The organism is Rufibacter sediminis (assembly GCF_014269285.1).
Taxonomy (GTDB): Bacteria; Bacteroidota; Bacteroidia; order Cytophagales; family Hymenobacteraceae; genus Nibribacter; species Nibribacter sediminis.
Genome location: NZ_JACOAF010000044.1, coordinates 233,444 through 257,968 on the forward strand (window position 1 = coordinate 233,444; position 24,525 = coordinate 257,968).

Below are 24,525 nucleotides of genomic sequence, written 5' to 3' on the forward strand. Positions count from 1 at the left end.
CCCCTTTGAAGGAGTATGACAATAGAGTCGCTGGAAATTTGTAGGGGCAATCCCTTGTGGTTGCCCTTTTCCATTGATACTGCAAAGGGCAACCACAAGGGATTGCCCCTACGGCAAAAGGTCATCGGAACCAGAAGTGCTTTTTGAGACTGTATTTAGAAAAGAGGCCGTAAACGGAAATGGACGCGGAAGTCAGAAGAGGTTAGTACATCTCAATGACTTTCAGCGTCCATTTTTTGTTGATGGGGTACGTGCCGTTCCGAAGGATGTGCAATCCTTCCCCGAGGCCGTACAGCGTTAAGGCCCCGGCCATGGTCTGCAAGCCATCTTGCCGGTCGGGGGTGTTATTCAGGTTCAGAAGCGCGTTCAGGCCACCCACGAAGATAAAGACCGTACCTGCTGTCTTGAGAAGCCTTCCGCCGAAATTGGCGGCTTTGCGGCCACCGGTGTGGTTCCGGAGCCGTACTTTCTCCACCTCCGTCAGCGGAACCTCCATGCCCTGGAGGAAGAAAGAATTTCCCCGGATGTCTACAATGGTTTCGGTGCGAAGCCCCTTGAACTTGGCGTGTTTGAACGTGATGCGGTCACCGGCATACAGTCTGTACCGTTTCAGGGAGCCGGCTTTAGATAACAGCAAATAGCGGTGCGAGGCTAGTTTGGTCTTCGCCGAGTCAGAAACCTGGGCACGACACGTAATGGTGATTCCTAAAAAAAGGAGTATCCCGAGGAGAAGAGGTCGCGCCATAAAGAGGGGGGTGGTTTACCTGTAAACGAAGTGCCCGTAAACTTATTCATAATTTCAGATATTTAGTTTGGGCAAGGAAACAGACCAACCTGTTTTTAGGGCATTTTTCAGAAAACAGCCCCAAAACAGAACCTGGCACCCGCTGTAACAGAAAAGCCGCTTATATGAAGCGGCCTTTCTGTTACAGCGGGTGTTAGTCTTTTAGCTCGGTGGCCTCGTAGCCGGCCAGTTCCACGGCTAGGATAACCGCCTCCGAAGTGGCGTCGCCTTCCACCGTCAGGATTTTGTCTGGGGTGTTGGTGTCTACTTGCCAGGTGTAAATACCGGGAGTATTGTCTAGCGAAGGGGTAACAGTGCTCACGCAGTTACCACACTTAATATTCGTTTTGAATTTCATGGTGCTCATATGCAGGTTATTTGAAGTTGAAAAGTATAAACTAGGGTAATCAATGCTCTTATAGTTTTAACGTGCGCAGGCGCAAACTGTTAGAAACCACCGAGACCGAACTCAAAGCCATGGCCGCGCCCGCCAGCATGGGGTCCAGCAGGAATCCCCAGATGGGGTACAGCAATCCGGCCGCTACGGGTATGCCAATCACGTTGTAGATAAAGGCCCAGAACAGGTTCTGGTGGATGGTGCGCACCGTGGCTTTGCTCAGTTTGATGGCCTTGGCAATGGCTTTGAGGTCTGAGTACATGAGCGTGATCTTGGCCACGTCCATGGCGATGTCGGTGCCGCGGCCCATGGCAATGCCCACATCGGCCAGCGCCAGAGCCTGCGAGTCGTTGATGCCGTCACCCACCATGCCTACCACGTGGCCCTGGCGGTGCAGTTCCTGGATGAAATCGGCTTTGTCCTGGGGCATGACCTCGGCTTTGAAGTGCTGCAGACCTACCTGCTGCGCCACGGCGGCGGCGGTTTGGGCGTTGTCGCCGGTGAGCATGTAGACCTGGAGGCCCAGCTTTTGCAGGTCTTGGATGGCTTGCGCCGAGGACTCTTTGATGGCATCGGCGATGGAGACGAGCGCCACCACCTGGCCCTGCGTTCCGGCAAACACCACGGTGTTGGCCTGGGCTTTCAGTTTTTGGGCCGTTTCCGCCAAATCAGGGGAAAACTGGAGGTGATTCTCCTGCATCAGCTTTTCGTTGCCCAGCCAGAAAGTTTGTCCCTGAACCTGCGCCCGCACGCCGCGGCCGGTCACGCTTTCAAAGTGGTCCAGTGTTACCGCTTTCACGCCGTTTTCAGAAAAGTACTTAGAAACCGCCTCGGCCAGCGGGTGCTCTGACTGGTTTTCCATGGCCAGCAACACTTCGGCCAGTTGCGCCTGGTTTTGCTCTGGTGCGGCCCATTGCAGATGCGTTACCTCGGGTTTGCCTTTGGTGATGGTACCGGTTTTGTCCAGCACCACGGCGGTGAGCTTATGGGCCGTTTCCAGAGATTCGGCGTCTTTGATCAGAATCCCGTTCTCGGCTCCACGGCCCACGCCCACCATGATGGCGGTGGGCGTGGCCAGCCCCAAAGCGCACGGACAAGCGATGATCAGCACGGTAATCAGAGCCAGGAGCGCGTGCGTCACGTTGTTGTCTCCGCCCAGGAAATACCAGGCCGCGAAACTGAGCAGCGCAATCCCGATGACCACGGGCACGAAGATGCCGGCAATTTTATCGGTAAGTTTCTGCACGGGGGCTTTGGAACCTTGGGCTTCCTGCACCATTTTGATAATCTGGGCCAAAAGCGTCTCGGAGCCTACTTTCTCGGCGGAGATCTGCAGGCTGCCTCTCTGGTTGATGGTGCCCGTGAACACCGGCTCGCCGGCTTTCTTCTCCACCGGAATCGGCTCGCCGCTGATCATGCTCTCGTCCAGGAACGACGTGCCGCTGACCACGCGGCCATCCACCGGAATCTTCTCGCCCGGCCGGATAAGCAGCAGATCGCCTACCAACACCTGTTCAATGGGCAGTTCTATCTCCTGGCCGTTCCGCACCGCCTTCACCGATTTTGGTTGTAAGCCCATCAGCTTCTTGATAGCGCCGCTGGTGCGGGATTTGGCGCGTTCCTCCAGCAGTTTGCCCAGCAGAATAAAGGCGACGATGACCGTGGCGGCCTCATAATACACGTGCGGCTCCAGTCCGCGCGAGGCGAAGAACTGGGGGTAAATGGTGTTGAAAGCGCTGAAGAGAAAAGCGATGCCGGTGCTCAGGGCTACCAGCGTGTCCATGTTAGCTTTGCCGTGGCGGGCCTGTTTTGCGGCATTTATATAAAAACTGCGCCCAAACCAGAACACCACCGGCAGGGTGAGCGCCAGCATGATCCAGTTGCCGTAGGGCATGTGGTGAAAGAACATGCCAATCACGGCCACCGGCAAAGCCAGCGCAACGGCCCAGATGGTCTTGGACTTGATTTGGCTGTAGGCTTCCTGCTCGCGAATTTCCTGCGCCTCTTGGGTGGCTTCTTCTTCCTTCAAGAGTAAATCATACCCGATGTCCTGGATGGCTTTCTGCAGCTGGCGCAGATCGGTGCCCGGGGTGTATTCCACTAGCGCCGTTTTGTTCGCGTAGTTGACCGCGGCGCTTTGCACGCCGGGCTGCGCCTGCAGCATAGACTCCACGCTCACGGCACAGGCGGCGCAGCTCATCCCGTCCACGGGAAAACTGTTCTTTATGGCGGGCTTGGTTTTTTCTTTCGTTAGGGTTGCCATAGCGGTACGCGTTTGTAGATTATTTATTTTCGTTACAAAGATACCGCCGCCCGCCAGCCAGGTCGTTACAGCATTGTGTTTCCGGAGTTACATAATTTTAGGCCGTGCGGTTTTGCGGAGGAGTGGCAGCAAGGTTGAACGAAGGATAAGCCCTAAAACGAAGAAGCTCCCTCATCTCAACAGGAGGGAGCTTCTTCGTTTTAGGGCTTGTTTCCAGAAAACAGGTTCAAAACCGCTTTTGGGAGGTTAGGGCGTGGTGTCGTAGATCAAATCAGCCACGGTGTCTGGCTTGGGGATGAGCTCCTGGCAGGCGTCAATGCAGCGGCGGCAGGCGGCGGCGCAGGCCTGGCAATGGTCATGGGCGTGCCGCTCGCACTCTACGGCGCAGGCTTCGCAGATTTCCACGCATTGGCGCAGCACCAGACGGGCGTGCTCAGATCCTTTGGACAGGAAGGAGGCCGTCAGGCTACAGTAATCGGCGCAGTCCAGGTCCAGGTGAATGCAGCGCGCCATCTTTTTGACTTCTTCTTCCTGCAGGCAGGCGGTGGCGCAGTGGTCGCAGGCCGCAATGCAGGCAAGTAGCGCATCTATGGCCGGTTTATACTCAGAACGCATAGGCTTGAAGTTTGGTGAACTTTTTTATACGCGATTGAACATCTGGAGTGCCGTTTTTAGGCACCTTTTCTGAAAACAGGCTCAAAGCGGAGATCAGGTAAACATCTAATGGTACACGCCGGCCTCGGCGCAGGCGTGGCCCTCGGGGCCGCGTTCCACCTGCAAGGTCACATGCGGAAGATGGAAATGGTCGCGCAAGCCGGCGGTGATCTGAGACAGCTGGAAATCGGAGTAACCTTCCTCCAGCACCAAGTGGGCGGTAAGGGAATTCTCAGTGCTGCTCATGGCCCACACGTGCAAGTCATGGACCTCCGTCACACCCGGAACGGCCAGCAGATACTCCCGGATGGCGGCCAGATCAACTCCCTGCGGGACGGCGTCTAGCGTAAGCCGCAAGGATTCTACCAGCAAGCCCCAGGTGCTCCAGACAATCACGGCCACAATCACCAGACTCATGACGGCATCTACCCAGAACCAGCCGGTGTAGTGCATGACCAGGCCCGCCACTACCACACCCAGACTCACCAAGGCATCGGCGGCCATGTGCAGGTACGCGCCTTTCACGTTGATGTCATGGTCTTTGTTGCGGAAGAAGAGGAGGGCGGTGCCAGCGTTGATGACAATCCCGATGCCCGAGACCAGGGAAATGGCCGTTCCGTTGAGCGCGGGTGCGGTACCCAGCCGTTCAATGGCTTCCCACCCGATAGCGCCCACCGCCAGCAGCAACAGCACGGCGTTGAGCAGCGAGACCAGCGTGGTGCTTTTCCCATAGCCGTAGGTAAACCGATCTGTGGGTTTGCGCTGGGCCATCTTCAGGGCGAAGAAGGCGAGCAGCAGACTGATGACATCGGTAAAGTTATGCCCGGCATCGGTGAGCAGGGCGAGGGAGTTGTACCACCAACCGGCCCCGGCTTCCACCACCACGTAGAGAATGTTCAGGGTGATGCCCAGCAGAAATGCTTTATTTAAATGACCAGAAGCCGGCAAGCCGTGACTGTGGGAATGCCCGTGGTGATGCGAGTGCTCGTGGGTGTGTGAATGCGACATAGCGTGAGTACAAGTTCAAGGATATAGCATACGTAGCCAAAGCGAGGAATTTGGCAGTTGGGCAAAGAAAGCGGGAAGTAACGCCCTGGTGTTACAGGATTTGGCGAATCCGTTATAAAATCTGCGGTGCGCTAAAAGAAGAGAACATTTCGTGTATACTTGTACTGTCACCTCAAAGCCCCCTGCTGTATGCGTCGTTCTTATTCCTCTTTCCCGTGCTGCGCGATTCTGTTGCTCACCTTGCTCTGTAGCATAACTGCCGCCGCCCAAACCAGGAAAAAACTGGGCGTAGCGGGCCTGCACGCACCCGTAGAAATCCTGCGGGACCAATGGGGCGTGAACCACATCTATGCCGCCAACCAGCACGACCTCTTTTTCGCGCAAGGGTACGCCGCCGCCAAAGACCGGCTGTTCCAGTTCGAAATGTGGCGAAGAGAGGCCACCGGCACCGTGGCAGAACTGCTGGGGCCCGACGAGGTGCAACGAGACACAGGAGCCCGCCTTTTCAAGTTTCGGGGGAATCTGAAAAAGGAACTCAACCATTACCATCCGCAGGGCGAAGCCATCATCAACGCGTACGTAGACGGCGTGAATGCCTACATAGCTGAAGCAACCCGAACACCAGAACTGCTTCCCATAGAATTCAAGCTGCTCGGCATCCGTCCAGGCAAATGGACGCCAGAAGTGGTCATCTCCCGGCATCAGGGCCTCCTGGGAAATAGCACGGAAGAGTTGAGTTTGGGCATGGCCGTGGCCAAAGCCGGCGAAGCCAAGGTGAAAGAGCTGATGTGGTTCCATCCCAAAGATCCTATCCTGGCCCTGGACAGCACCATCCGGGGAGAACTCCTTTCTGAGAAGATTCTGGAGCTGTACGAGGCCTATCAGAAAGACATTGTGTTCAAGCCCGCCCATCTCAGCCCCGCCGGCAAAGACCTGGTAGGGCAGGTAAATAAACTGAACCAGCAGTTAGCCAAACCCAAAAAAGAACCTTTTGAGCACGGGGTCCAAGGCAGCAACAACTGGATTGTGAGTGGCCGAAGAACCGCCAGCGGCCACCCGATGCTCGCTAATGACCCGCACCGCAGCATCGCGGTGCCTTCCTTGCGGTACATGGTGCACTTGGTGGCGCCGGGCTGGAACGTGATAGGTGGGGGCGAGCCGGTTATCCCGGGCGTGTCCATCGGGCATAATGAGCACGGCGCCTGGGGGCTTACCATCTATGAAACAGACGGCGAAGACCTTTATGTCTATGACCTGAACCCAGCCAACCTGAAGCAGTACCGCCACAAAGGCCAGTGGGTGACCATGGACGAACTGACGGAAACATTCCGGTGAAAAATGCCAAGCCCGTCACTGCCACCTTGCGCTACACCGTGCACGGGCCGGTCACGTACATTGATTCCGTGAACCGCAAAGCCTACGCCCTGAAATGCGCCTGGCTGGAGCCCGGCGGTGCGCCGTATCTTGCCTCTCTGCGGATGAACCAGGCCCAAAACTGGGACGAGTTCCGGGAAGCCTGTAGCTACAGCCACATCCCCGGCGAGAACATGATCTGGGCCGATAAGAAAGGGAACATCGGCTGGCAGGTGGTGGGCATTGCTCCTGTCCGGAAAAATTTCAGCGGCATGGTGCCCGTACCCGGCGACGGGAGATATGAGTGGGCGGGTTACCTCCCCATCAAAGAGCGGCCACACCTGCTCAACCCGGAGAAAGGCTTCTTCGCGACGGCCAACCAGAACGTAACCCCAGCCTCTTACCAACACTGGGATGCCGTGAACTACACCTGGGCCGATGCCTACCGGGGAGACCGCATCAACGAGGTGCTGGAAAAGAACTCCAAGGTAACCATGAAAGACATGGAGGCCCTGCAAGCCGATTATTTCTCCATTCCGGGGAGAACGCTGGTGCCGCTGCTGAAGTCGTTAACGTTTGAAGATACATTGGTGCAACAAGCCAAAGACCGGCTTTCAGGCTGGGATTTTGTGCTGGGCCCTGAGTCAGTCCCCGCCGGTATCTATAACCTATGGGAACGGCAAATCATGCAGGAGGCCCGGCAACAGTTTATTCCGAAGGAACTCACAGGCTTGGTGAGCCTGCAACTGACCAAGGTGATCAGTTGGCTGCAAAAGCCCGACCAACGGTTCGGGCCTAATGCGGAGGTGGGAAGAGATGCTTTTCTGAAAAAGACCTTTGAAACGGCCGTGGCCGAGTTGCGGAAAAAGCTGGGAAACTCGCCTGAGAACTGGCAATACGGCCAGGAGAAGTACAAGCACGTAACCTTAGTCAACCGCTTGCCCGGGCTGGCGAATGAACAATGGAAGAAAAGAGCAGATGTGGGGCCAGCGCCCCGCGGCGGAAACAGCCACACGCCAAATTCTAGCGGCGGGTTTGATAACCAATCCAGCGGGGCCAGCTTCCGGTTGCTGGTGGATGTGAGCGATTGGGATGCAGCCCGCATGATCAACACGCCCGGCCAGTCCGGTGACCCTACGAGTTCCTATTACAAGAACCTTTTCGATTTATGGGCTAAAAACGGGTATTTCCCCGCTTATTACTCAGAAGATAAAATCAAGGGCGTCACTAAGGAAATCCTCCTCCTGTCGCCATCCGGGAAGAAGGGGAAAAGCAAGTGAAACAGTTGAGCCGTACGCGCAAGCAGTAACGGAGATAGTAAAACAGCACAGCCGGAGAAAACTCCGGCTGTTCTGTTTTACTACTTGATAAAATAAGCTTAGGCGGCCAGTGAACGGCAGGCCTCGGCGCACCGGCGGCAGGCTTCGGCGCATTGTTTGCAGTGGTCGTGGTCATGCTTTTCGCACTCGGCGGCGCAGGCTTCGCAGACTTCAATGCATTCGCGCAGCAGGTGTTTGCCATGGCGGGACCCTCGGGCCAGTAGGGTAAGGGTCAGGCGGCAGATATCGGCGCAGTCGCGGTCAGACTCAATGCAGGGCACCATCATGTGCACGTGTTCTTCGTGCAGGCAGGAAGCGGCGCAGTGCTCACAGGCCAGAATACAATCAGTAAGGGCGTCTAAGACGGGTCTTATTTGTGAATTGTGCATACGTTTTAAGTTAAGTTTTACAAAATCGATCCACAAACACACTCTATTTTCTATCCAGAAGATCGGCTTTGCCGCCAGTCTTCTGAACAAGTTCACCTTCTTTAATACGCCCAGGGCGGGCAGCAGTTCTTATAAAATTACCCGCTCAGATGTGTAAAACTTTCGGCTAAGCCAGTTTGTCCAGGGGCTGGCGATCTACCGTAGGGTTCTTTTTGTAGTCCGTGACGGAGATGCCGGTCACTTTCTTGAACTGGTTGGACAGGTGCTGCACGCTGCTGTACTGTAGTTTAAAGGCAATCTCGCTCAGGGTCAGCTCGCCGTAGGAGATCAGCTCCTTCACGCGCTCAATCTTCAGCCGGATAAGGTATTTCTCAATGGTGGTATCGGTGTGCTGCGAGAAAACCTTGCTCAGGTGCTGGTAAGACAGCCCCAGTTTTTCCGCCAAATACACCGAGGTAGTGATGGGTTGGTATTCTGCCTCCAGATGGCGCTGGTATTCCAGCAGCGTGGTTTTGATCAGGTCGGTGAGCTGTTCGTCTTTTTGCTGGAGCAACTCAAAGCCGTGCGCCTGCAGCGCCGTGGAGAGCGCCTGCGCGTCCGGTTCTCCGGGGCTGGTCACCACCGCCTCGCCCAGTTTCACCTCCTGCACCGTCAGTCCCTGTTGGGTCAAAACCTCGGTCACGGTGGCGATGCAGCGGGGGCAAACCATGTTTTTGATATAGATATGCTGTTCCATAAGGTACCTGTGTGAAGCCGGGAAGGTAATCGTTTTTGCTCTCCTTTTCAGAAAGAACACCTAAAACGCCAAAAGAGTGTACTTAAAGCCCGCTCAAAATCAGCCCCGTGTGCCTAACTGCAGAAGTCAGCCGACAAACTCTTTGGGCGTGCCCCTGCGGGTCGGGCTTTCCGTTGCAAGTCCTCGGCGGCTGCGTGCCTCGCCCCCTGCGGGCTTTCCACTGCAATCCCTCACGCGGGCGTTTACTCCTCGTTTCGGTTCGCTCTGGGCAGGTTGCGCTTGGGCAGGTTCTGACGCGGGGCCGTTGGCTTGGCCGAGGGGCGGGGCGTTTTGGGCTTCTTTCCGGAAAACCGCAGGAAAACCCAGTTCACCCCGGGCACAATCACAAATGCGGTGCCCGCCAGCAGAATGAAAATCACCAGAAACGCATTGAACAGCCGGAACACGAAATCGCTCGTGAGCCCAAACGCGTACAGCAGCAGCGCCATGGCAACGAGCATGCTGATGAGCCCGGCAATGAGCAGGTCGCGGCGCCAGTCGCGCTGAAAAGGATGCCGTTTGATTTCCTTTGCCATGTTACGCGCGGGCGGCCCGGGTCCATTGCGGGAGCAACTCCCGCAGCTCGGCCTGCAGGGCGTGGCCGTTATCGGCTTCTGAATACCCCAGCGCCTTCTTGATGAACTCCAGCATGGGCAGCTCCTGCTTTTTCAAGTCCAGCACATACTCCTGCAAGACCTGCGGCCGGGGGCCCCAGGACCCCAGCGGCGTCAGCGTCTCGGCATCCAGGGCAATCAGTTTGGGAATGCTCTTGCCCCCGTTGGTGAGGTAGGCGTCCATGACGGCGGGTTGCTCGGTCCGCAGAATCGTTCTCAGCTCCACCTTATCGGATTGGTCTGCCAGAGCGGCCAGCACCGGCACGTGCACGGCCGCATCGCCGCACCAGCCTTCGGTGAGTACGAGCCACAGCTGCGCCTGGGGCAGTTCCTGTACCAACGTCACCAGCTCCGGCTGAAGCGGCGTCTGGTAGGTGCGCTCCATGATGGCCAGGTTGTCTTTGGTCAATTGCGCCAGGAAAGCCGATTGCTCTGCCCCCGTGGTTTTCTCCTGGGCTACGGCTTCGCGTACCAGGTTCATGTATCCCTCAAAGGAGAGGCTTTGCGCCACCACGGCGGGCGTGATCACGTTCTCGTTGGGTTGTGCGTCCATAAGCGGATTTTAAGGTCTGTTTTGGCAAACCGTTCTGCTAAGATACGGCAAAGCCGGTGTCCTGCCCAAACGCCGCGCAGACTTCGGGCAAAACAAAAGACCCGGGCGTTTCCCGGGTCTTTTGCGGAAAACAGGCGTAAAACACCGGCTGTCCTTTGCTTGTCATGAATGAAAAAGATTACTCTTTCTCGTTGCCCAGGTTCTCGCTGCTCTTGTGGCCTTTGAGCGTGCTGGCGTTGGGCTGGTTGTTCCGGAACTCTTTGTCAGAAGAATCGGCGCCGCGCGTGTCTGACGGATTGGCGTGGGAGCCCTGCGGAGAGTGCTGCTCGGGGTCAAACTTCCCTTTCTTGGCCCCGCCGCCGTGTCCTTCGCGGGACGGCACGTTCTCGCCGCGGGTGTTATCGGCACCGCCGGCTACCGGACCATCCTGAAATTTGGGATCATTGGTTCCCTGGTCTCGGTTGTGGTTGTGCTCGTTGTTCGGCTGTCCGCTCACGCCCGCGCCGGTACTCATGCCTCCCTGGTCATTGTTGCTGGATTTCTGGTTTCCGCTGCCCGGGGTGTTGGGGTTGGAGCGGGTTTCCGGCGAGCCCTCAAACGGCGGGTTGTTGTTGTGCCGGTTGCTGTTGTTCAGTTGGTCATCCTGGCTGTTGATATCGCGATAGCTTCTATCCTGATCGGGTCTATGTTGCTTTGGGCTATCTTCGCCTTTTCCTTTGGTCATAGCGTATTCTCCTTTAATTGAGGTGAAACTTATACAAATGAATTCGCCAGTTTGCCCGGCGTCTCCTGTTGTACGCAGAGACGGTGGAATTAGGTTAGCCAGAAACCAGACCGATCGCAAATTGCCGTTGAAAGCACCCCTGAAGCTAACTCAAAGCCGAGGATGCGCGTACTATGCTCAAGGCGGTCCCTCACATGTTTCACGGGCCCAGCCCTGCTACCTTATTGAACCAGACTATGAAAAAGCCATTGAATCCCATAAAACGCGCGTCCCTTTCCTTTTTCCTGGGAGGCGCCTTACTATTTGGTGCCGCGGCCTGTAGCACCGGAACCAGCGAAGGACAGGTAAACGTGGAGGAAAGCGACTTCAAAGACAAAAGTCCTACCGAGCACAACGCTACTGGCACTTCAGACAACTCCCAGGACCCGGTAAGTAACGTCCAGACCGATTCTTCCAACCAGGCCATCTATGACCAGCAGGAAGACAAAGTGAGAGGGCGGAACACGGGCGTGAGTAACCAGGGTGTGGGCGGTGCCGCCGAGCAACAGCAGAACCGAGACAATAACTAACCAAAAGGTTTAGAAACAGAAAAGCCTGCCTTCTTCAAGGCAGGCTTTTCTGTTTTAGGCCTATTTTCAACAAAACCAGCCGAAAGCTACCGGAAGCTGAATCCGTTGGGCACTCCCTTTACTTGGAACGAATCTATCACCGCCCCCGTGCTGCGGTATCGGATGACCCAGCCACTGGTTCCGTCGGGGGCTACCCGGGCGGTGTACAGAAGCCCATCGGTGGGGTCTTGCCCCAGGGTGAGGAACGGACGCTTGATGAGGGGAGTAGTTGGCAGCGCCGTGGCCGCCGTTTCCATCACGTAAATTCCGTCATAGATAAAGTACAGGCGGTTGCGGCTAGTGCTCAAAGCCAGACCTTTGGGCTGGAACGCAGTTCCCGGAAAGTCAAACACCCTGGGCTTCGCTCTCAGGTTGTTGGTGGTGATCCGGATTAACTGGCCTTTGGTGCGGTTAGCCGGAGTAGTGGCATCGGGTTTGCCGCCGCAGAGCACCCACAGGATGCCGCTTGCATCCACCACCATACCGTTGGGGTTGTCTCCCACCGTAAGGGTCGTGTCTTTGTTCATGCTGGTGGTGTTGATCACGTGAATCTTGTTGGTGTTGGTTGCCACGTACAGCCGCCCGCCCGCCATGGTCATCGCGCCCGGCCCTTTGGTGGTGTTCACGGTATCGATGACCAGGTTGGTGCGCAGGTTCACTTTCAGGACCCGGCCTGAGTCGGCCTGCGCGTTGCCCCAGTCCGACACGAAACCGGTGCTGTTGTTCATGGCCAGAAACCGCTGCGGATTGTCAAACCCTTGAATGGTGCCCGCAGAGGTGAATGTGCGGGAGTTGAGTACTTCTATTCTGCCATTGCTGGTGAGCAGGTACGTTTTCTCAAAGGCCGAGGCCATGTGCAGGGTATTTCCTTGCAGGGTTCGGCCGTTCACTTTGTTGAAAAGGTCGGCCTCTACGGTACCGGTGGCGCGGTCATAATAATGCACGCTGCCATTGTCTGCCCCGGCGGTGCTTTCCGTGGAGATCAACACCCCGGCTTCGTACACCGGAAGCACCTCCTTTTCCTCCTCTTTGCAAGAAATGGTCACTAAAAGAAAAGTACTTAAAAGGCCACGCAGGGCTTTGTTGCGGAGGAACAGACGTTTCATGCTGCTAAGGTAAATAATTAGCCTTGATTGTACAGGCTGGCGCGGGAGCGAACAACTGGAGATTGCCTTTCGGCCAGCCATCCGGTAAGCCGTAAACGCACAGAAGCCAGCCTTGTTCAGACTGGCTTCTGCGTGTTTACAGGCCGTTTTCAGGAAAACACCCCTAAAACGGATTATCTGAAGGTGAAACCGTTGGGCAGAATTCTTACCTGGAAAGAATCAATGAGCGCGCCAGAAGCCTGGTACCTAACAGCCCAGCCATTTGAGCTGTACCCGCCCGTGCCCAGATACAGAACGTTGGTTTCCGGGTCAATGCCCAGCCCGTAAGGGCTCCGGTTGATGAGGGCCGTGGTGGGAACCGTCGTTGCCGTGGTGGACATGGCGTAGATTTTCCCGTTGTACGAGTAGTAGAGCATGTTTTTGGCTCCGTTGATGGTCAACTGGCCGGCACTGCTGGTACCCTGCGGAAAGCTATAGGTCGTAAGCGCGTTGTTGCTGGCCGGATCAATTTTCACCAATGCCCCCGGGCCATCGTACCCACCTCTCAAGACCCAGATTTTGTTATTGGCGTCCAGGACCAGGTGCTTGGGAGAATCGCCCACGTTGAGGGTAGCTTCCACGGCATCAGTAGTGGTGTTGATCACTGACACGGTGTTCCCCCCGCTGTTGGCCACGTACAGTTTGCCGTTGTAAAGCAGCACGCCTTCGGGTAGCAGCCCCACGTTGATGGTTTTGGTCACGGTGTTGGTAGTCAGGTCCAGCACTGATACCCGGCCCGGGCCGGTGTAGCCGAAGAAATCGTAGCCCACGTACTCGCTCACGTAAGCTTTGGAGGAATTCAGCGCGGCCAGGTAGCGGGGAATCTTCAGCCCGTTGATGACCCCTTTAGAAACAAAGGAATACGCGTCTACCACTTCAATCTTCTCGCTGTTGTTCACGGCAATGTAGGCTTTGTCTCCCACAAACGTGATGGACTGCGCCGCATCGCCCAACGGGCGGTTGTTCACCTGGTTGAACAGATCCGGTAAAAACGTTTTCTCGTCTGGTGACAGGTAGCTTACCTCGGCGGTAGGAGTGCCATAGTTGCCCTCGTTCAGGATGAACACGCCGTGCTCATACGCGCCTTTGGGAGTTGACTCATCATCGTTGTCACAGGAAACCGCCAGGAAAGACGAGCTGCCGAGGGCGACATACAGGAGGTACTTTTTGAAAGTAGTGATTTTCATAGAGATAATGGGTGAAAGTAAAATAGAAAGAATTAAGGTTGGGGTACCCATCTCAACGAGACGGCTATTCTGAAATGACGCGGCGGCATGGCCCGGTACGCCATGGTCTGGTAGACCGTGTTGGTGAGGTTCTGCACCTGCGCCATGATTTGCGTTTCAAACGTGTGCCACGCAAAGGTTTTCCCCAGGCTGGCATTCATCAAGTAGTAGGCGGGCAGCCAGTTGTTGTTGTCATTATCGGTGAACCGGCGGCCAGTGAACGTGGCATCAGTAGTAAGCCACCAACTCTGGAAGCGAACTTCCGCCCAGGCGGCCACTTTGTGTTTGGGCACATAGAACAGCTGGCGGTCCTGTAACCGGGCTCTAAAATCGGGGAGTTTCTGCTGGGAGATGGTATAGGCGTAAGCCAGTCCGCCGGAGAAAGACCAGCGGTCATCCAGGGTGTATTGCCAGCGGCTGTCCAGCTCGGCGCCGTGGCCCCGTACCCGCTGCAGGTTCACCGGTTCTGAGTAGTTCCCCTGGGAGGCGGGTTGCCACAGAATCCAGTCTTTCACTTGCAAGGCGTAGCCGGTGACTTCGGTGGTGCCGGTGAGTTGCCCTTTTTTCAGTTGGTGCACCAGGCCGCCCTCATAGCCCCAGCCGCTTTCGGGTTTTAGGGCCGGATTTCCGCCAGGCCGCCAAAAACGGTCGTTGAGGGTAGGCACGCGGTAGCTGCGCGAGACATTGGCTTTGACGGAGAGTGTCTGCCCGTTCTGTTCCAGAATTCTGAAATTGGCCCCCAGTGATGGCGTGAGCGGCGGATTGAAGCCCTGCACCCAGGCCTGTCGCACGTTTAGGCTTATCTGCAACCCGGGTAACGGATCATACCGCAGCCAGGCATAGGTGGAGAACCGCTGTTCGTCTACTTTTCCGCCGTAACCACCCACATTGGCTTTAAACAACTGCCCCTCGGCTCCAAGCTGTAGCAGCAGGTTGGGCAGCAGAGCGCGCTCGTGTTCTACCTGACTTTGGTAGGTGTTAACCGTGGAAAGGGAAGAGGTGTCAACGGTAGAGAGGGTGGCATCATTCTTATAATCCAGGCGGTCTTTGAAATAGGCGGCCCGCACGGTGGTGGTGCCCCCGGCAAACTGGCCTTGCCATTCGCCCATGAGGCGCAGGTTTTCGTCGTCTTGCTCCGCGTTAGTGTTAGCGCTGCCCATAGCCGGCTGAATCTGCCGGTGCGTCTTCACGTACCAGCCTCTCGCGGAGAGTCGCTGCCCGGGACTGATCTGGTAATGCACCTCCTGCGCCAGGCTAGTCTGGTCAAAGCCCGCGTTTTGCTGGGTTTCCTGAGGTGAGCCATAGGCGGTGGTGTTCTGGAACCGGAAATCATTGTCCGCCGATGTGCGGGTGAACGAAGAAGAAAGCGCCAGGCGACCGTCTGAGAAAGCGCCGGAGGCGGCCGTGCGCCGGTGCCCGAAACTGCCTATTCCCTGCTGTACCTGCAGTTGCCTGGACGGCGTGAACGACACCGGGTTCTCCAGCAGAATGGCTCCTCCCACGGCGCCACTGCCGTGCAGCGCCCCGCTGGGCCCGTGCTGTACGCTTACCTGGGTGGAGGCAGAAGGAGGCAGCAAGGCAAAATCGGTCATGCCCAGCGTGGGTAATGCGATGTTGAAGCCATTCCAGAGGACGGCGGTGTGGCTGGATGAGGTACCCCTGAACGCCACCGTGGCCGTCATGCCGTTGCCGTAGCTTTTGAGGTACAAGGGGCTGCGCTGCTGCAGCAGATCAGAAAGGGTGAGGCCAGGCCTCCGTTGCAAAAGCAGCGTGTCTACGGCCTGCACCTTTGAGCCGGCGGCGTAACGGGTGGAGCGCTGGCCCGCCACCGTCACGGGAGCCAGCTGCACCGTGTCTTTCAACTGGGCATAGCTATTGGGCAGAGCCAGAAACTCTGCGGCCACGGTGGCCAACGCAAACAAAAGAAGACGACGTACCATATCCTCGGCTATAGAGCAGAGGAGACAAAAAGGGAGAAATAAACGAAAACGCCGGCCCACGGCGGGACCACCATCCTTGCTGCTTTTTTCCCGAAAGCCTCCAGGTGAATGTTGGATCTTGGCAGGTCTCCTGGCTCTCTTCTTCGGCCCGGCCTTCCCATCTGGTGAACAGACAGTGGCGTGTGGTGGGCAGAAACATATAGAAGATAACAGTTGCGGGAACAGCTCAGGTTTTTCACCTGATTCCCTTTTAAGACATCCCCGGAAGAAGACCGAGGCTGTCACCAAAATCGGGGCAAAGGTACGCGAAGTTTGGAAAGGCTGCTATAACCCACGAAAAATATCTTGCCTCGCTGTTTTGAACCTGTTTTCTGGAAACAAGCCGGAAACAGCCGGAGGATAATTCCTGGCGGAGCAACCATCGTTTTAGGGCTGATTTTTGAAAAAGGGGCTGTAAACGGCATGGACGCAGATACTCGTAGGAGCTGCGCCCACTACGAGGTCTTGAAGGCACGTTATGATGGCCTGCTATGGCGCGGAAGTTACTTCCGTGCCTTATGATAAAGTAGGTAGAAAGTCACGGAAGTAACTTCCGCGCCATAGCAGTACAAGAACCAACTGGCGCGAGACTGAAGTCTCATGACAAAGGATGATGCGAGTCTCCAGACTCGCCGGGAACCACCGGCAGGATTGCAGAGCTTTGGATAACATTCCAGACAAGCTACTTTGCTCAGAACAGCAGCATCAGAAAAAAACAGGCGTAATGATGCTTCATTTTAAAGCAGGTTTGTAGCGCATAAATCCTCTGTTTCAGCGTTGTTTTAGCGAAAGCAGCCCCGAAACGGACGTGCTGTGCTGCCGGAACCGCGATGAAGATGTAACTTTTTACCAAGCCTGTAGTTTTTAGCACTGTATTTGCCATGGGCTAATCGTCTCAATTTCCCCTTTACCACCACATGAAACAATACTTCATTTTAAGCTTTTTGTGCCTTGGCCTCCTTTTGCAAGGCCAGGCTCAGACTTCTAAAAAAGGCGAAGCCCAAACCTCTAAAAAAGGACAAGCTCAATCCGTTTTGAAAGAAGGCCAGGCCCAGACCGTTTCCAAGATTGACTACAGCGCCATCAAGACGGCGGTGACTTCCGCTAAGTCGAAGATGTATTACCCCAACTTGCTGAAACGCTACCACGCCAATGACCCCAAACTGACCCAGGACGAGTACAAGCACCTCTACTACGGCTGGACCTTCCAGTCGGGCTATAACCCGTACAAACCCAACGATCAGTCAGACGCGCTCAATGAGATGCTGCTCTATGAGCGGTTCCCCGAGATCATCAGCACGGGCAAGAAGCTGCTGGCCACCGATCCGTTTAACCTGGATGTGATGTACCTCATGCACATGGCCTACGGCGAGTTGAATAAGAAGGCCGAAAGTCAGATGTGGCTCACCAAGTTTGAGGGCCTCATGGCGGCCATCAAAGCCAGCGGCAACGGCCGAAGCAAAGAAACCGCCGTGGTCCTGAACGCCCCACGCGACGAGTATATGTTCCTGACGGTGGTAGGGCTGCGGCAGAAAGGTCGGCCCCAGTTGGTGGAGAACAAATATGACCTGGTGAACCTGCAGACGCCCAATAAACTGAACCTCACCGAGCTTTACTTCAACATTCAGAAAGCGGTGGAGAAGAAACGCTAGTCTTCGTTCACCAGATTTCCTCTACCGGGGCAGCCATCAGATTCTTTGACTTGGCTGCCCCTGTTCTTTTTACGTTCTTGCCGTACGTCTCACCTGATGCAACTCCTTCCTATGAAAAAAGTACTTTCTGCGGCCGTTCTGTTTTCTGTCACGCTGGCGTCTTGTCAAACCGATGGAGAGAAACCAGCGGATGCTACTCCCGCCAGCGCGGGCAAAGAAGCCGCCGTGGCCTTGTGTGAGTTTACCTCCACAGATTCTACCACCGCCTTCGCCCAGCTGCAAGGCAAATGGGAACTGCGGGGCATCCAGACGAACTACATGGGCGTGCAGGACGATGAGTTTCTGATCGGCGAACGGGTAGGCGATTCCCGAACCCTGACCTTTTTTGAGAATGGCGAATTTGAGGAGCACGTGAACGGCAAACTCCAGGGCAAGCGGCAGGCTTTCAAAGTGATCGGGCAGAGCCTCACGCCCGTGGGCTACCAGTTCTGGTTCTGCGGCGAGAATACCCTGGTGCTCAGCAACGTCATCGCCGATGGCGTCACCGAAGTCTTCATCCGCCAATAAACGCCTCCAGCATGGCTTTTCAGCAGAAACTTACGCCAGATTTCTTCACGCGCCCAGACGTAGTCACCATCGCCCGTGACCTGATCGGGAAGTCGTTCTACAGCTGTTTTGACGGGGTGCTCACCGGCGGCATGGTGGTGGAGACCGAGGCGTATTCCGGGACATCGGATGCCGCTTGCCACGCGCACCTGGGCCGCCGCACCAAACGCACCCAGATCATGTACCAGCAGGGCGGCGTGGCCTACGTGTACCTCATCTACGGCATTTACTCGCTGTTCAACGTGGTCACCAACGTAGAAGGCACCGCCGATGCCGTGCTGATCAGGGCCCTTGAGCCGCTGGAAGGAATAGAGGAAATGCGCCTCCGCCGCGGCCTTCCCAAGATAGAACCCCGCCTCACCGCCGGCCCCGGTCTGCTCACCCAGGCGCTGGGCATCTCCACCCAGCACAACGGCACTGATCTATCAGGAACCGAAATCTGGTTTGAGGACAGGGGTGTGCACATCCCTGAAAACCAGATCATCGCCGGTCCGCGCGTGGGAGTCGCCTACGCTGGCGCCGATGCCCTTTTGCCCTGGCGCTTCAGCCTCCAAGGCAACCGCTGGGTAAGCAAAGCCAATCCCAAGTACTAGCTGCTGTTTTTTGTGATTAGATGATAGTGATTAGTTGTTAGTAATAAGATTTTAGGGCTGAAGGGTTTCCTTATCTTTTTCTCCCTGCACCGGCCTTTCACTGGCGCGAGTCTCCAGACTCGTGCCTTGGGATGAACGGTAGTCTCCAGACTACCGTCGCTGCCCCGCAGCGAAATCAGGTTATCACCCGCCATTACACAAATTTTCCTACGTGGCTTACATCCCAGGTGACCAAAGATCATAGAAGTAAATCCGCGCCATACTAATCTATTTACCTGCTCGTGGTTTCCGGCGAGTCTGGAGACTCGCATCATCCTTTGTCACGAGACTTCAGTCTCGCGCCAGGAAAATGTCACCAATCGGAAACGACCAACTAATCACTAACAACTAAACCTTTCGGCAGAGCAGCAAGATGGGCTTGTTGTGCAGGTCAGTGGTGGCAAAAAGGTACTGGTCGCCGCCTTCTTTCAGTTTGACTTTTTCCCGTAACTGCGCCACCGTGAGCGGGTAATTCCGGACGGTGATGTTGGCTTTCTTCTCGGGCAGAAGCTGTTGTAGCTCTTTGGCGTTAGGTTTCGGTTTGGCGGTGATTTCGAAAATCCGGCCCGGAAACGCGGGCTGAAGCTCTGTTGACGTGTACAGGTGGCTGTTGCGGTGCAGTTTGTTCACCTTGAATCTCTCGGATAGCCATTTGTACGCGCCGGCTTTCAGCAGGGCGGTGTTGGGTTCATAGAGGTACTGCTGCGGCTCGGCGTAAAAGACCTGGGCGTTTTCTTCGGCATCTTTGGTGAACGAGAGACTTTCCTCGGGTTGTCCGGGTTTCAGGTGGACGGCCGTGAGCAGGGGAGCTTCCTGGGCACCGGGCTCCAGCAGATACAGCACTTCCTTGCATTCGTTCTGCACCGCCACTACCCAGATGTTCGTCACGTGCGACAGCTGTTGGAGGGCCAGGTCAATGTCCAGCATGGGCGCTGTTTTGAGGAGCACTTTCCTGCTTTTCTGGAACAGCAGCGGCAGCAGGCGCAGCACGTCTGGCTCGCAGTCCTGCAACAAATGTACCCGTTCCTGGCTTTGTCCGCGCCGGGCGGGATCCAGGTAGATGACGTCTACCGGAGCGGTCATCTGCTGGAGAAAGGTTTCCGCCTCGGTGGCTGCCACGGTTATGTTGTGGGTGCCCAGCTGGGCGAAATTGAAGGCGACAATTTCTGCGAGTTCGGTCTGCTGCTCTACGTACGTCACGTGGTTGAACCGCTGGGCAAAATGATACGCATCTACCCCAAATCCGCCGGTTAAGTCTACCAAAGTCTCACCTGACACTAGGTTAGCTTTAAACTCCGCCGTCACTTCTGATGAACTCTGCTCCACCGACAGATTCGCCGGAAACGCCAACTCCAGATTGGCCGCCCACGTGGGAATCTTGCTTTTCGCCTTCTGACGCGCCCGTATCTGCTGGGCCAGTTTAGGAATGTCTAACTGCGGCCAACGCTTGGCTTGGAGCGCCAGTTGCGCCGGGTCTTGTTGTAAATGTTGACGAAGAAATTCCTGCTCCTCCCGGGAAAAGACACGCATCATGGGTTCTCTCAGCTAAAAGGTGTAAAGATACAGAATTGCGCTTGGGCTGTAGCGGGAAATTTGTTGAGGCTTTGTTGGTGTTTTGTTAAACAATTCAGGTGTGAGTTAGTTAATGCTATGTATGTACATTAATTCTCACCCTAAAGCCAAAACACTATGAAAAAATGGATGAAACTCAGCTTAATGGCTGCTTTGCCAGCGCTGCTTTTTACCAGTGCCTGCAGCGATGACGACGATGCCACCTTGGACATGGACCAGAAGGCCAATGTCATGGTGGTGCACGCCGCTCCTAACGCGCCTGCCGTGGATTTGTATGTAGACGGTACCAAAGCAAACAGCGCCGCCTTGATGTACCCCATGAACACAGGCTATGTACAACTGAACGCCGGTAGCAGAAACGTGAAAGTAGCGCCTGCCGGTAGTAGCGCCGCCTCGGCGGTAATTGATGCCAACCTCACTCTGGCGGCTGGTAAAAATTACTCGGTGTTTGCCGCTGGCCCACTCACCGGGCTTTCTGCCGTGGTGATAGAAGATAACTTGGCCGCGCCAGCCTCTGGCAAAGCCCATGTGCGGTTCGTGCACCTGTCACCAGATGCGCCTAACGTAGATGTGGTGGTGCAGGGCGGAGGCAACCTGTTCTCCAATGTTCAGTTCAAAGGTTCCACCGCTTTCACGCCGGTAGACGGCGGCAACTACACGCTGCTGGTACAACCCGTGGGCACTGACGTGAATGCCGTTACGGCCACGGTTAACTTGCAGGCGGGCAAGATCTATACTGTTTTCGCCAAAGGCTTTTTAACTCCGCCGTCCGGGAATACCAATACCCTGGGTGCCGAAGTGATCGTGAATAAATAGAAGCCTTCCTGATTCCTTTTCCCAAAGGTCCGCTACCATCAGCGGACCTTTTGTTTTTCAGCCGCTTCCCGTTTTAGGGCAGTTTTTACAAAAACGGCTCTAAAACGAGATGGTGCACGGGAGCGAGTCCTTTCCGTTGAGGATGATAAACTTATTGCGTACCTTTGTGTTTCTTCTGTAAAAACTTGAACTACAATGGTAGAAACGTATTTGCCTTACAAAGTAAAAGATATTTCCCTGGCAGAGTGGGGAAGAAAAGAAATCAAACTGGCCGAAGCCGAGATGCCAGGTTTGATGGCCATCCGGGAGGAGTACGGTCCTAGCCAGCCATTGGCAGGTGCCCGCATTGCCGGTTGCCTGCACATGACCATCCAGACGGCCGTGTTGATTGAGACATTGGTAGCTTTGGGCGCTGAGGTGACCTGGTCTTCCTGCAACATCTTCTCTACCCAGGACCACGCTGCGGCGGCTATCGCGGCTGCCGGTATTCCAGTTTATGCCTGGAAAGGCATGAACGCCGAGGAGTTTGACTGGTGCATTGAGCAGACTTTGTTCTTTGGCGAGGACCGCAAACCGTTGAACATGATTCTGGACGATGGTGGTGACCTGACCAACATGGTGTTTGACCAATATCCAGAGCTGGCCGCCGGCATCAAAGGTTTGTCTGAGGAGACGACTACTGGAGTGCACCGTCTGTACGAGCGCATGAAGAACGGCACGTTGTTGATGCCCGCCATCAACGTGAACGACTCCGTGACCAAATCTAAGTTCGATAACAAATACGGCTGTAAAGAATCATTGGTAGACTCTATCAGAAGAGCTACTGACGTGATGATGGCCGGTAAAGTAGCCGTGGTGGCTGGGTACGGTGACGTAGGAAAAGGTTCTGCCGCTTCGTTGCGTGGCGCCGGTGCCCGCGTGATTGTGACCGAGATTGACCCGATCTGCGCCCTGCAGGCTGCCATGGACGGTTTCGCCGTGCGCAAAATGGAGAACGCCATTCCGGAGGCTGACATTGTGGTAACCGCAACTGGTAACTTCAACATCATCCGCGCTGAGCACTTCCTGGCCATGAAAGACAAAACAATCGTCTGCAACATTGGTCACTTTGACAACGAGATTGACATGGCTTGGCTGAACGAAAAATACGGCCACACCAAAGACACCGTGAAACCACAGGTTGACCTGTACACCCTGGAAGGCAAAGACATCATCGTCCTGGCCGAGGGTCGTTTGGTGAACTTAGGTTGCGCCACGGGCCACCCGTCTTTCGTGATGTCTAACTCATTCTCTAACCAAACGCTGGCCCAGATTGAACTGTGGACCAACTCAGAGGCCTACGAGAACAAAGTGTACACCCTGCCTAAGCACCTGGACGAGAAAGTAGCCCGTCTGCACCTGGCCAAAATTGGCGTGGAACTGGAAGAACTGTCTCCTGAGCAAGCGGCCTACATTGGCGTAGAGGTGGAAGGACCGTTCAAACCAGAGTACTACCGTTACTAAGCATATCCGTTTCCGAGCTGTTTTCCGGAAACTGACCTAAAAACGCCCGGTCTCTCCTTGGAGAGGCCGGGCGTTTTGCTTTACTTTCTTTCGATGATGCACCATTTTGCCTTCTGTCATCCTGAAAAGATATTGGTAGCGAATGGTTTAACCCTTCTGCAACGCTTTTCTAGTTTGCCACAAGATTCTTCCAGGATGACAAAGTGGAAGGGTTTTGGTGCTTAAATGGCTGCTTTACCTGTTTCGCTGCCGTTGTTGGTGTTCTCACCAACAACTGAAAAAGCTGTTCAAAAGAGGAGGGCATGCTCCTACCTCCGCATAGAGTTACCTTTGTTTAGGGGCTCACTATCCTCCTAAGTGGATATCGACTTAAGGCAAAGCTGTAAAGTCATTAGAAGTTTAGACCTTTAGGTACTTACCAATCCCGTTCTCGCACCACTTGGATTTCATTTCAATGGCATCAGCTAAGATCTTGTCATTCTCCGGCAACGAAGTGCGGGCATTCTCGGGGTGGTACAGGTGGTAGCCCACGCCACCAAAGGGAAGATTACGCCGTTCTACGCCGGCGTTCAGCATCCGGATGGCAAACTCGCTGTCTTCGCGGCCCCAGCCTTGGATGTTCTCGTTGAAGCCGTTGATTTTGACCACATCGGCCCGCCAGAACGCCATGTTGCACCCCCTGATCGCTTTAATATCAGGCCGTTTCCTGGAGCCGAGTTTTGCGAGCGTTTTTGAAGAAATGGCGTTAAAACGGTTGATGATGCCGGACGTGAAGGGGGTGATGTGCCACTTCTTCGTGTGTAGAATCTGCCGGGTGAGTTCTGGCTGCAGTAGTACCCGCTTGCCTTGGATAAAGGTGTTACCCCGGGCCATGCGTTTGTGGCTCTTGACAAAGTCTGGGTGCAGCACCATGTCGCCGTCAATGGAGAGGAGGTATTCACTTGTAGCCATAGCCATGGCCTTGTTCCGGATGGCCGCCAGCCGGAAACCGGTGTCTTCGTGCCAGCAGTGGCGGAGCGGAACCGGGAAATTCTGCTGAAACCGCTCAATGACGGCCTTTGTCTCGGCTCGGGAACCATCATCGGCAATGATCACCTCATCGGGGAGTTCATGTTGCAGGGCTACGCTTTTCAAAACCACCTCCAAGGCCTCCGGCCAGTTGTAGGTGGAGATGATCAGGCTGGTGGTCATGGAGCGGTTGGCCTCGTGTAGTTTCATGTACTTGTAAAACGCTCCGTTGGCATTGCAGGCCGAGATGAGAAATCCTTCAAATCCGTACAGAAAACCCCTTTTTAGGAAATAGTTGCGCGTAAACGTCCAGATGGCCTTGTACGTGGCTTTGAAGGCAGACGACTTCTTCTTGAACCGGTTCTCCTGCGCAAACAGCGTGGTGTATTGGTTCAGTTTCTGGAGCAGTTCTGAGGTGTTTTTGAAGGAATAGTGGTTCAGGATGCCGGGCAGGGTTTCCAGGGTGAGGCCCTGGGTGATGAGGCCTTCGTGCACTTCCCGGTCAGTGAATCTGGTGGTGCGGCGGTTAAAAAGCCGCAGCACGTAATCATTTTCCCAACCACAAGCGTTAATTAAACGTTTTCCATAGAAGTTGTGACGCAAGAAGCGGTACGCCCTGGCGTTATCTAAGGGGTACGTGAGAATGGTCTGCACCAGCTCCGGGGTCATGACTTCATCGCTGTCAATGGACAGGATCCAGTCATGGGAGGCGTAAGAAGCCGCCAGGTTCTTCAAGGGACCAAAGCCGATGAAGGGCGAGTGGAACACCTTCACGTTGGGGAACTGGCCCGCAATGGAGACAGTAGCGTCTGTGGAGCCGTTGTCCAGCAGGATAACTTCCGGGAATTGGGCCAGCGCCTGAAGGCACTGCGGCAGCAGTTCCTGGCTGTTTTTAGCGAGTATGGTAACAGAAATAGGTTGAGGCATGCAGCGCAGAAACAAAAA

At 55.4% G+C, this 24,525-nt stretch carries 22 protein-coding genes, 1 pseudogene and 1 riboswitch; of the genes and pseudogenes, 7 read left to right on the top strand and 16 right to left on the bottom strand.

The annotated features are described in order from the left end of the window. Nucleotides 1-202: 202 nt before the first annotated feature. The 5 genes from H7U12_RS19430 to H7U12_RS19450 all read right to left on the bottom strand — a co-directional run bounded on the left by H7U12_RS19430 (nt 203) and on the right by H7U12_RS19450 (nt 5,106). Complete coding sequence (locus tag H7U12_RS19430; protein ID WP_186641244.1) at nt 203-745, bottom strand: hypothetical protein; 543 nt, start codon at nt 743-745, stop codon at nt 203-205. Between the two features lie 193 nt (nt 746-938). Next, the gene (locus tag H7U12_RS19435; protein ID WP_186641246.1) at nt 939-1,151 is read right to left on the bottom strand and encodes a heavy-metal-associated domain-containing protein; all 213 of its coding nucleotides are present in this window, start codon (nt 1,149-1,151) and stop codon (nt 939-941) included. A gap of 49 nt (nt 1,152-1,200) precedes the next feature. After that, nucleotides 1,201-3,444: a heavy metal translocating P-type ATPase gene (locus H7U12_RS19440; RefSeq protein ID WP_186641248.1), complete on the bottom strand. Its 2,244-nt coding sequence runs from the start codon at nt 3,442-3,444 to the stop codon at nt 1,201-1,203. A 246-nt stretch (nt 3,445-3,690) separates the two neighbouring features. Then, nucleotides 3,691-4,059 carry a four-helix bundle copper-binding protein gene (locus H7U12_RS19445; RefSeq protein WP_186641250.1) on the bottom strand — a complete coding sequence of 123 codons (369 nt, stop codon included), beginning with the start codon at nt 4,057-4,059 and terminating at the stop codon, nt 3,691-3,693. A gap of 105 nt (nt 4,060-4,164) precedes the next feature. Beyond that, nucleotides 4,165-5,106, bottom strand: coding sequence for a cation diffusion facilitator family transporter (locus H7U12_RS19450; RefSeq protein WP_186641252.1), 942 nt, complete (start codon nt 5,104-5,106; stop codon nt 4,165-4,167). Between the two features lie 189 nt (nt 5,107-5,295). Between H7U12_RS19450 and H7U12_RS19455 the strand changes: the two are divergent. Then, nucleotides 5,296-7,739 (top strand): annotated as a pseudogene (locus H7U12_RS19455) (penicillin acylase family protein). Between the two features lie 98 nt (nt 7,740-7,837). Here the strand turns inward: H7U12_RS19455 and H7U12_RS19460 are convergent. The 5 genes from H7U12_RS19460 to H7U12_RS22730 form a co-directional block, all read right to left on the bottom strand. Continuing rightward, the gene (locus tag H7U12_RS19460; RefSeq protein ID WP_186641254.1) at nt 7,838-8,167 is read right to left on the bottom strand and encodes a four-helix bundle copper-binding protein; all 330 of its coding nucleotides are present in this window, start codon (nt 8,165-8,167) and stop codon (nt 7,838-7,840) included. A gap of 166 nt (nt 8,168-8,333) precedes the next feature. Then, nucleotides 8,334-8,903, bottom strand: coding sequence for a helix-turn-helix domain-containing protein (locus tag H7U12_RS19465; RefSeq protein WP_186641256.1), 570 nt, complete (start codon nt 8,901-8,903; stop codon nt 8,334-8,336). 242 nt (nt 8,904-9,145) lie between these two features. Beyond that, nucleotides 9,146-9,478 carry a hypothetical protein gene (locus H7U12_RS19470; protein ID WP_186641258.1) on the bottom strand — a complete coding sequence of 111 codons (333 nt, stop codon included), beginning with the start codon at nt 9,476-9,478 and terminating at the stop codon, nt 9,146-9,148. Nucleotide 9,479: 1 nt separating this feature from the next. Beyond that, on the bottom strand, nt 9,480-10,109 hold the full coding sequence (locus tag H7U12_RS19475; RefSeq protein WP_186641260.1) for a thioredoxin family protein: 630 nt from the start codon (nt 10,107-10,109) through the stop codon (nt 9,480-9,482). A 178-nt stretch (nt 10,110-10,287) separates the two neighbouring features. Continuing rightward, nucleotides 10,288-10,833, bottom strand: a complete 546-nt coding sequence (locus H7U12_RS22730) for a hypothetical protein (RefSeq protein WP_241749556.1) — start codon at nt 10,831-10,833, stop codon at nt 10,288-10,290. A gap of 236 nt (nt 10,834-11,069) precedes the next feature. On the opposite strand from H7U12_RS22730, the gene H7U12_RS19485 reads away from it, so the two are divergent. Next, nucleotides 11,070-11,402, top strand: coding sequence for a hypothetical protein (locus H7U12_RS19485; protein WP_186641262.1), 333 nt, complete (start codon nt 11,070-11,072; stop codon nt 11,400-11,402). Nucleotides 11,403-11,488: 86 nt separating this feature from the next. On the opposite strand, the gene H7U12_RS19490 is transcribed toward H7U12_RS19485, so the two are convergent. The 4 genes from H7U12_RS19490 to H7U12_RS19505 form a co-directional block, all read right to left on the bottom strand. Further along, the gene (locus H7U12_RS19490) at nt 11,489-12,547 is read right to left on the bottom strand and encodes a DUF5074 domain-containing protein (RefSeq protein WP_186641264.1); all 1,059 of its coding nucleotides are present in this window, start codon (nt 12,545-12,547) and stop codon (nt 11,489-11,491) included. Between the two features lie 173 nt (nt 12,548-12,720). Then, on the bottom strand, nt 12,721-13,773 hold the full coding sequence (locus tag H7U12_RS19495) for a YncE family protein (RefSeq protein ID WP_186641266.1): 1,053 nt from the start codon (nt 13,771-13,773) through the stop codon (nt 12,721-12,723). A 32-nt stretch (nt 13,774-13,805) separates the two neighbouring features. Further along, nucleotides 13,806-15,752, bottom strand: a complete 1,947-nt coding sequence (locus H7U12_RS19500) for a TonB-dependent receptor plug domain-containing protein (protein WP_186641268.1) — start codon at nt 15,750-15,752, stop codon at nt 13,806-13,808. A gap of 103 nt (nt 15,753-15,855) precedes the next feature. After that, nucleotides 15,856-16,055: riboswitch (cobalamin riboswitch) on the bottom strand. A 427-nt stretch (nt 16,056-16,482) separates the two neighbouring features. Beyond that, the gene (locus H7U12_RS19505; protein WP_186641270.1) at nt 16,483-16,674 is read right to left on the bottom strand and encodes a hypothetical protein; all 192 of its coding nucleotides are present in this window, start codon (nt 16,672-16,674) and stop codon (nt 16,483-16,485) included. Between the two features lie 34 nt (nt 16,675-16,708). On the opposite strand from H7U12_RS19505, the gene H7U12_RS19510 reads away from it, so the two are divergent. The 3 genes from H7U12_RS19510 (at nt 16,709) to H7U12_RS19520 (ending at nt 18,642) form a co-directional block, all read left to right on the top strand. Next, on the top strand, nt 16,709-17,443 hold the full coding sequence (locus H7U12_RS19510; protein WP_186641272.1) for a DUF4919 domain-containing protein: 735 nt from the start codon (nt 16,709-16,711) through the stop codon (nt 17,441-17,443). Between the two features lie 111 nt (nt 17,444-17,554). Beyond that, nucleotides 17,555-18,010, top strand: a complete 456-nt coding sequence (locus tag H7U12_RS19515; protein ID WP_186641274.1) for a hypothetical protein — start codon at nt 17,555-17,557, stop codon at nt 18,008-18,010. A gap of 11 nt (nt 18,011-18,021) precedes the next feature. Then, nucleotides 18,022-18,642 (top strand): DNA-3-methyladenine glycosylase, encoded by a 621-nt coding sequence (locus H7U12_RS19520; protein WP_186641276.1) that lies wholly within the window; start codon nt 18,022-18,024, stop codon nt 18,640-18,642. Nucleotides 18,643-19,029: 387 nt separating this feature from the next. Here H7U12_RS19520 and H7U12_RS19525 read toward each other — a convergent pair whose 3' ends face one another. Further along, nucleotides 19,030-20,214 (bottom strand): THUMP-like domain-containing protein, encoded by a 1,185-nt coding sequence (locus H7U12_RS19525; RefSeq protein WP_241749557.1) that lies wholly within the window; start codon nt 20,212-20,214, stop codon nt 19,030-19,032. Nucleotides 20,215-20,370: 156 nt separating this feature from the next. Between H7U12_RS19525 and H7U12_RS19530 the strand changes: the two genes are divergently transcribed. Beyond that, entirely contained in the window at nt 20,371-21,069 is a 699-nt protein-coding gene (locus tag H7U12_RS19530) for a DUF4397 domain-containing protein (RefSeq protein ID WP_186641278.1), read from the top strand. 195 nt (nt 21,070-21,264) lie between these two features. After that, nucleotides 21,265-22,572, top strand: a complete 1,308-nt coding sequence (ahcY, locus tag H7U12_RS19535) for an adenosylhomocysteinase (RefSeq protein ID WP_186641280.1) — start codon at nt 21,265-21,267, stop codon at nt 22,570-22,572. A 399-nt stretch (nt 22,573-22,971) separates the two neighbouring features. Here ahcY and H7U12_RS19540 read toward each other — a convergent pair whose 3' ends face one another. Then, on the bottom strand, nt 22,972-24,507 hold the full coding sequence (locus tag H7U12_RS19540) for a glycosyltransferase family 2 protein (RefSeq protein ID WP_186641282.1): 1,536 nt from the start codon (nt 24,505-24,507) through the stop codon (nt 22,972-22,974). Nucleotides 24,508-24,525 lie beyond the last annotated feature (18 nt).